The organism is Mesorhizobium sp. B2-7-1, assembly GCF_006440735.1.
In the GTDB taxonomy this organism is placed as follows: Bacteria; Pseudomonadota; Alphaproteobacteria; order Rhizobiales; family Rhizobiaceae; genus Mesorhizobium.
Genome location: NZ_VFUA01000174.1, coordinates 1 through 7,521 on the forward strand (window position 1 = coordinate 1; position 7,521 = coordinate 7,521).

Below are 7,521 nucleotides of genomic sequence, written 5' to 3' on the forward strand. Positions count from 1 at the left end.
GCCGCTCGCGCCGCCGCTATTTCTAAAGCGCCCGTATATCTTAACCGCCTGACCTTCGATAAAAGCGACCGGTTTCGGGTTTACGGCACCCGATCCGCCGATGCAGGGCGCGGACGGCCGAAATGCCGCGCGGCATTTTCACGAAAATTCGACAAGGCAATCCCGTCAAAGCGTCGTCGGATGCCGTAAACCCGAAACCGGTCGCTTTTATCGAAGGTCAGGCGGTTAAGAAATACGGGCGCTTTAGAAATAGCGGCGGCGCGAGCGGCTTTCGGTCAGCTCGCGCACCGCCTCGCGGAATTCGCGCAGGCTGGCGCGGATGTCGTCGATCTCACCCTGGTCGGCGGGCAACTGGCGAGCGTCGCCCGGAACCGGCGGTTGCGGATGATAGGATGCCGGCGAGGCCGGATAATGATCCTCGTACGGATCGGTCCGACCATGGTCCGGCCGGTAAGAATAGGAATAGCCCTGCTCGTATGGCGGCTGAAAATTTTCCCGCGCCGGGCCTTCAGCCCGAGGATAGCGCTCTTCCAGGGTAGGCGCGCGCCAGGCGCTTTCGGGCGGGACAGAGTCCAAATCGACCGTATCAGCCGGCTCGCGCCGCACGAAATAGCGAACCGCCGAGGCCAGTGAGCCAAAGAGTCCCGGCCGGCCGGCGTCGTTGTCCGGCACCGGTGGCGGCGCGACGGATTGGACTGGGGCCGGCGCGACCGCCGGTGGAGGGATCGGGGGTGAGGCAGGCGGTGGTATGTAAGACGCGGCTGCGGGCGGCGTGTAAGATGCCGCCGCTGGCGGCGGCGCGAATGACGGAGCCGGCGGCGGTGTGAAAGACGGAGCCGGAGGCGGCGTGAAAGACGGAGCCGGAGGCGGCGTGAAAGACGCGGCCGGCGGCGGAGCGACAGGCGGGACGGGCGGCGGCGTCACGAGCGGTGGCGGCGCCGGCGGCGGAGCGGCGCGGTTGGAGTTGTTCTCCACCGTGGGAGCACGCTCATCGACTCCGCGGCGCGAGCGGCTATCGGCCGTCTCGCGCAGACTTGCATAGATGCCGCGCAGCGCGCCAAGACCGATGCCCGCGAACAGGCCGGCAAACAGGCCGGCCACGGCCATCAGCGCGCGCGACGGGCCCTTGGCCTGCAGCGGCGCATAGGCATCGGAAATGACGCTGATGTTGGCGGTGTTGATATCCTTCTGCTCGGCGGTTTCCTTGGCGCGCAGCAGGAACTGCTCGTAGACGGAACGCTTGGCGGCGGCCTCGCGCTCCAGCTCGCGTAGCGAAACCAGATTGTTGTTGACGTCGCCGCTCTGCACCTTGGCCTGCGCCAGGCGCGAGGACAGGTCCTGCTCGAGCTGGACCGAGCGCTTCAGGTCGACCTGCAGCGAGGACGCGATGCGCTGCAGCTCGGCGCCGATGCGCTCACGCGCGCCGGCGAGCTGGGCGTTGAGCGCCTCGATCTCCGGATGGCGCGGCCCGAGCTTGACCTCGGCGCGATCGGCTTCCTGCTTCAGCCCCGCATATTGCGAGCGCAGCTCGCTCATCATGTTGGAGTTGATCTCTTCCGGCAAAGTGCCGCTGAGCACCGAATTGACGTTCAGCGAGCGCGCCGAGGCGGCGCGGGCGTTGAGCTCCAGCGTGCGGGCGCGGGCGACCGAAAGCTGCTCGTTGAGCTTCAGCATCTGGTCGTCGCTGATCAGGTGACCCTGCGCGTCGACGAGGTCGTGCGTCGCCCTGTAGTCCTCGACATTGCGTTCGGCCGTCTCGACGCCCTTGCGCAATTCGCCGAGCCTGGCGGTCAGCTCGTCATTGGCGCGGCCCGCGGTGCTGGACTGGATCTCGCTGGAAATCTGCTTGAAGGCCTTGACCATGGTGTTGGCGATCAGGGCGGATTTCTCTGCGTTCTGCGTGGTGGCGCTGACCGAGACCACGAAGGTCTTGCCACCGCGCTCGACGTCGAGGCTGTCGTACAGAGTGCCGACCGCCAGCGCGCGCTTGCGCGCTTCGTCCGCCGCGCTCGCATCCTGCCGCGACAGGATCGAACGAAGCGTCGACATCAGGCCGAAGCCGCCCTTGCCCTGGCCGTTGAATTCCGGGTCGTTGGTGAGGTTGAGGTCGGTGACGACCTTGTTGAGAACGGTGCCCGAGGTCAGGATGCGGACCTGGTTCTCGACGATGGCGAGCGTCGCATCCGAGGCGACCACGCTCTGCGTCAGGTCGCGATCGGTAAGCTTGAGGTCGCGCGGGTCGACGATGACGTCGGTGGTGGCCTCATATTTCTTTGGCGTCGACAACGCGATGGCGACGCCAAGCGCGGCGCCCACGATGGTCGTCGACAGGATCAGTGCCTTGGACCGCGTGATGCCGTGCACGACCTGCATCGGGTCGATCAGCGGTTTCCATTCCTGGGAATCGCCGCCGGCCGGCGGCCGGCTCGTGTGACGCGGTTCGGTGGCGGCTTGTGGCTGCTGGTTCTCAGCCGGGGCTTCGTAGAGCGGCTCGGGCGACTCAGACCGATTTCTTCCGCGCCAGTCATGTTCGGGTTCGACCGGTTCCGATACCGGTTGCGCCTGATCATGGCTAAATCCGTCGGTATCGGCGGGTCGTGGATTCACCTTTCCTTCGCGTTCGGACCGCGCGGCGCGATGGCGCGCGGCGGCGTCCTCGCGCCAGGAGGAATTGGCCCGGTCGCCGATCGAAACCGTGTTGTCGTCGCCACGCATGGCTTGGCCGAGCGCGAGCAGGGAACGCTCGCGCCTCCAGTCATCACGGTTATCCCTGTCGACCATTGTCCTGGAACTTGCTTTCTGGCGGCTTGGGCGCGGCGGATGGCCAATCGTTAAGCCACGCTAAACAGGCATAGGAAACAAACGGTTAATTTTGCGCCTCGGCGGGCATAGTTTTTCGCCTCGTCCACGGCATTCCAGCGCCGCCAGGACAGGCGCCAGAACGCCGCGTTAAACTTTCCAGCCTATGTATCGCCCCGGATATGACCCAGGCCAGCGATATACCGCAAAGGCGGAGCTTCGCGCGGATCGGCCACTTCGTGGCCACCCGCCGGAAACTGGTATTCGACTATTTCTCGGCGATCAGCGGCGCCGGCGGTCGGCTGGTGTTTTCGCTGGCGTATTTCGTCGCCTTGGCCAACACGCTTTCGATCGCCGAGTTCGGCATGTTCGCGACCGCCTCGGCCGCCGGCATCATGCTGTCGCGCATCCTGGCCTTCGGCTTCATCTCGGCGCTTTACCGCACCGCCACGATCCGTCCCAATCTAATCGGCACATTCACCGCCGGTTTCCTGCTTCTCGGCGTCCTGTCGCTGCCGTTCCTCGCCGCCGCCTCCTACATCATCTACCTGATCTTTTTTGCCGGCACCGTGCCGCTGTCGGCCTTCGCCGCGGTCGTCTTCGCCGAGGCGCTTCTGTGGCGGCCGGTCGAGGTCGTGCTGATCGTCAACAACGGGCTCGGCAAGTTCGGGCGCGCGGCGGTGCTCGCCATCCTGGCGACGGCGCTGAGGGCAGTCGGCGCGGTGCTCTTCATGCTTGCCGCGCAGCACTCGATCGGCGTCTGGTCGCTGTATTACATCGGCGCCAACGCCGCCTCGCTCGTTATCGCCTTTGCCTTCTTCTATCCGCGCCAGCGACTGAGGCTGCGCGCCGCGCTCTATTTCCGCCGGCTCGCCGATTCCATCTATGTGGCCGGATCCGAAGTGCTGTTCTACCTGCAGATGGAGTTCGACAAGCTCCTGGTGCTGTCGATCGGCGGACCGCACCTGGCCGGCATCTACGCCATCATCATGCGGCTGGTCGATCTCACCGCGATCCCGATCCGCACCTTCTCGATGATGCTGGTGCAGCGCATGATGCGGGCGCCGGAGCTGCTGTCGCGGCTGGCGGTCAAGAGCGGCATCGAAGGCGGCGTGTTCCTGGTCTCGACGCTGGCGCTCATGTCGCTCGGCATCGTGCTGCATTTCTTCCCGAATGCGCTCGGCAAGAATGTCGCCGAGGCTGCACCGCTGGTGGCGCTGGCGGTCTGCGTGCCTGGCCTGCGCAATCTCGTCGAATACCAGGCCGAGCTTCTGTTCGCGCGCGGTCAGACGGCGGTGCGGGCGATCAATCTCGGCCTGCTCGCCGGATTGAAGGCGGTTCTGCTCATCTATGTGCTGACGACCATCCCCGACACGGCCAATCTGGTCCTGTCGCTCAACATCGTCTTCCTGCTGCTTTATCTCGCCTCGATGCTGTTGACTTATTCGGCGATGCGCCGGCCGGCGAAAGCGATCTGATTCAGGTGAGGCCGGCCTGCAAATGGCGGCTCCCTGCGCTTCCGGTGCTCACCTACTTTAAGTACGCTCCGCTCCGGTTTTCGGAATCCGCCATTTTCGGCTCGGCCTGACCTGAATCTCAGCGCGGTTTATTCAAGCCCGATCAGGCGGCGGATGCGGCCGATATCGGTGCCGATGAAGGACTGCATGCCGATCGCCGCCTGTTCCGGCGCCATGGTGTCGACGAAACGGCGGAACTCGTCGTCCGAGAGCGGCTTGCCGTTCCAGTGGACGCGGCAGAATTCCTCTGACCCATGGAAATGGCCGGCGCCTTGAAGCATATCGTCGACATAGCGGCCATAGATCATGCATTCGGAGAACTGCCGCGCCGAACAGACGACGCCGACCCAGTCGCGGCCATGCACCTTCTCGATGCGCTCGCGCATCGCGTTGACCGTCTCGCGGCGCCAGGCGATCAGCGTCGAGATGTAGTCGTGGCTCGATGGATTGGTGGGATCGATGCCGAGCGCCGCACCCGCATTGCGCGACCAGATGCGATGCTCGTCGTGTCCATCGTTCGACAGCACGCCGTCGCGCCGAAACAGCCGCACCTTGCCGTCGCGCCAGAAGGCGCCGGTGTCGAACGGTTTCAGGAAGGCGACATCGGAATCGCAGAAGACCAGCACGTCTTCCTTTGCCTGCCCGGCAATGGCGATGCGGCGCAGCTGCTGCACATGCCATCCGCGCAGCGGCTGCGTTTTGAGGCTCAGCCAGACGCGGCGGCGGAAACCGCTCAGCGGATCGTCGAAGACGCGCAGCCAGCGCGGCAACAGTTCCCGCTCGTCGACGACGCTGCGGCGGCTGCCTTCGAGCTGGCGAAACAGCGCGACGTCGCGATGCTCGGTCAGGATGTAATGATGCGCCATGCCGGTGACGTGGCGGTCGATGGTTTCGCACAACAACCGGCAGCGCTCGAAATCCGGCGCGTAGCTCGCGGTGACGATCGCGGCCAAGGGCGCGCGCGGCAGCGGTTCGATTTTTGTGGCGGTGTCCGGCACGAAGCGGCTGTTCACCGGCGCGCCTCCGCGGGCCGCGGCCCCAGCGACAGCTTCTGCCTGACGACGCGCCACAGGAAGACCGGGTTGCCGACGATGTAGCGGCGCCACAGGCGGCCGGGTTCGATCCACAGGCGGAACAGCCATTCGAGCCGCAGCCGGCGCAGCCATAAAGGAGCGCGCGGCACCGAGCCGCTCATGAAATCGAGCAGCGCGCCGACGGCGACCGGCAGCGTGCAATGGCGACTGTCGATGTGACGCTCGATCCACAATTCCTGGCGCGGCACGCCCATGGCGACGAGCAGCACATCCGGCCGCAGCCTGGCGATGCGCTCGAGGATCGCCGGCTCCTCGGTGGCGGAGAAGAAGCCGTCATGGATGACGACGAATTCGTGCTGCATGGCGAGCGTCGATAGCTTCGCGCAGGCGGCTTCGGCATTGGCGCGCGTCGTGCCGAGCAGCGCCACTGTCAGCGGATGCGACGAGGCCTGCAGGAAGGCCGGAATGAAATCGGTGCCGTTGAGATTGCTGGGGAACGGCGCGCCGTAAAGCAGCTTTGCCGCCATGTCGACGCCGACACCGTCCGGCAGGATGAGGAAGTCTTCCAGCGCCTCGGCGAAGACCGGATCGGTGCAGGCGAGGTTGGCGTTGTGGGCGTTAAGGAAGCTCACCTTGGTGAAGCGACGCTCGTCGATCAGCCTGGTGAGCAAGGTGATGGCCTCGTCCCAGCGTATGGCCAGCACGGGAATGCCCAAAATGGTCTTGAGCGTGTCGAAGCCGAAGGCGGCGCGCGCGGTGTGCATGTTCATGCGGCGACCTCCTGCCTGACAGCGCCGAGCTTCTCCAGGCCGAGCCCGATCGCGGCGTCGAGCGCCTTGAGCTGGCGGCGATGGAAGGCGCTGCCATCCACGTCGCGGACATTGGCGGCTGCCGCCTGGAGGGCGGCGGCGAAAGCGATCGGATCGTCGGTCACCACGCAGTTGTCGGGACGATAGCCGATGCCGCGCAGCGAGCGGCTGGTGGCGACGGACGGCAGGCCGAGCTCGAAGGTCTCGATGGTCTTCAGCTGCACCCCGCTGCCGGCGGTGCTGATCAAGGGAATGACGGCGGCGTCGCGCACGAAAGCCTGTGCGTCGGGAACCCTGCCGACGAAGGAAACGCCGGGATGCGGCGAGCTGATGCCGGAAGGCATGTTGCCCGCGATCCTGATGCGGAAATCCGGCTTCAGATGCGGCACGACCTTGGTCAGGAACCAATCGAGCCCGATGCGGTTCGGCTGCCAGGTCCAGGTGCCGATCAGCGCGGCGTCACAATCGATATGCCGCTTCACGCTGCCTGTCGGCGCCTGCGCCCGGGTTACAAGCGGCAGCACTGCCGAGCGTCTGTCGGAGGCGACGCCAAGTGCCGCGCGGTCTTCCTCGGCCAGCGTGAAGACAAAGCGCGCGGCGCCGCAGAGGCGCTCCTCCAGGACCTTGAGGAGCCTGGCCTCGCGCCGGAACATCCAGCGCTGGAGCGCGCTGCCGGCCGCGGCCGCATTTTCCTCGGCCGAACGATGCTCGACATTGTGCGCCACGAAGACGAATGGATGGTCGGCGAAAACCTTCTCAAAGGCGCCGGCGAATTGCACCGAGTTCAGGACATAGCCATCGAAGGAACCAGCGCGCTCGATGGCGGCGCGTAGCTCGGCGTCAGGCACGACACGCAGCTTGACGGAGGAGAAGGTAAGGCCGGACAAGACCGCCTTGCCCAGCCAGGCAAGCTTTTGCAGCGGCGATGCGCTTTCGGTTCGGACCTCGACGGCGTCGAGCACGATGGTGTTCTGGGGATCGGACGGGGCCTTTCCGGGCCAGATGAAGCCGATCACCGTCACGCGCACGCCGGCGCGCCGCAGCGCGTCGATGATCGCGGCGTTGGCAATCTCGTAGCCCGAGGCGAGAGCGCCATCAGGCACGATCGATGTGGCGAACAGCAGATGCATCTCACCTATCCTTGGCTGCAGCCGGTAGCAAAACGCGGTGAAGCCTTGATTAAATGGCACTGTCAAAGGCCGAAGACCCGCCTTTTCCGACAGCCAGGCGAGAAGGTGATTAACGAAACGTTATCACCGCGATGCTATCGAGGGCTCAAACCCACGCTGCGGGCGCGGATCCAGTCGGCCTCGACACGCCGGGCCGGAACGGTCTCGTTGACCTTTGCCTCGGCGCACCAGC

General features: G+C 65.5%; 6 protein-coding genes and 1 pseudogene. 2 read left to right on the forward strand and 5 right to left on the reverse strand.

Annotated features, from left to right (window positions below; genetic code table 11):
* On the forward strand, positions 1–189 hold a 189-nt coding region (locus FJ471_RS35135), incomplete at its 5' end, for a hypothetical protein (protein WP_210242073.1).
* Between the two features lie 54 nt (positions 190–243).
* On the opposite strand, the gene FJ471_RS33490 is transcribed toward FJ471_RS35135, so the two are convergent.
* Complete coding sequence (locus tag FJ471_RS33490; RefSeq protein WP_140810429.1) at positions 244–2,781, reverse strand: GumC family protein; 2,538 nt, start codon at positions 2,779–2,781, stop codon at positions 244–246.
* A 200-nt stretch (positions 2,782–2,981) separates the two neighbouring features.
* Here FJ471_RS33490 and FJ471_RS33495 point away from each other — a divergent pair, with 200 nt between their 5' ends.
* Positions 2,982–4,277, forward strand: a complete 1,296-nt coding sequence (locus FJ471_RS33495) for a lipopolysaccharide biosynthesis protein (RefSeq protein ID WP_140810436.1) — start codon at positions 2,982–2,984, stop codon at positions 4,275–4,277.
* 128 nt (positions 4,278–4,405) lie between these two features.
* Here FJ471_RS33495 and FJ471_RS33500 read toward each other — a convergent pair whose 3' ends face one another.
* The 4 genes and pseudogenes from FJ471_RS33500 to FJ471_RS35470 all read right to left on the reverse strand — a co-directional run.
* Positions 4,406–5,329: a DUF6492 family protein gene (locus tag FJ471_RS33500; RefSeq protein ID WP_140810440.1), complete on the reverse strand. Its 924-nt coding sequence runs from the start codon at positions 5,327–5,329 to the stop codon at positions 4,406–4,408.
* Positions 5,326–6,120, reverse strand: a complete 795-nt coding sequence (locus FJ471_RS33505) for a WecB/TagA/CpsF family glycosyltransferase (protein ID WP_140810445.1) — start codon at positions 6,118–6,120, stop codon at positions 5,326–5,328. Before FJ471_RS33505 ends, FJ471_RS33500 begins: the two co-directional genes overlap by 4 nt.
* Positions 6,117–7,289, reverse strand: a complete 1,173-nt coding sequence (locus tag FJ471_RS33510) for a glycosyltransferase family 4 protein (RefSeq protein ID WP_140810449.1) — start codon at positions 7,287–7,289, stop codon at positions 6,117–6,119. Before FJ471_RS33510 ends, FJ471_RS33505 begins: the two co-directional genes overlap by 4 nt.
* A gap of 152 nt (positions 7,290–7,441) precedes the next feature.
* A pseudogene (locus tag FJ471_RS35470) lies at positions 7,442–7,521 on the reverse strand (glycosyltransferase family 2 protein); the annotation flags it as partial.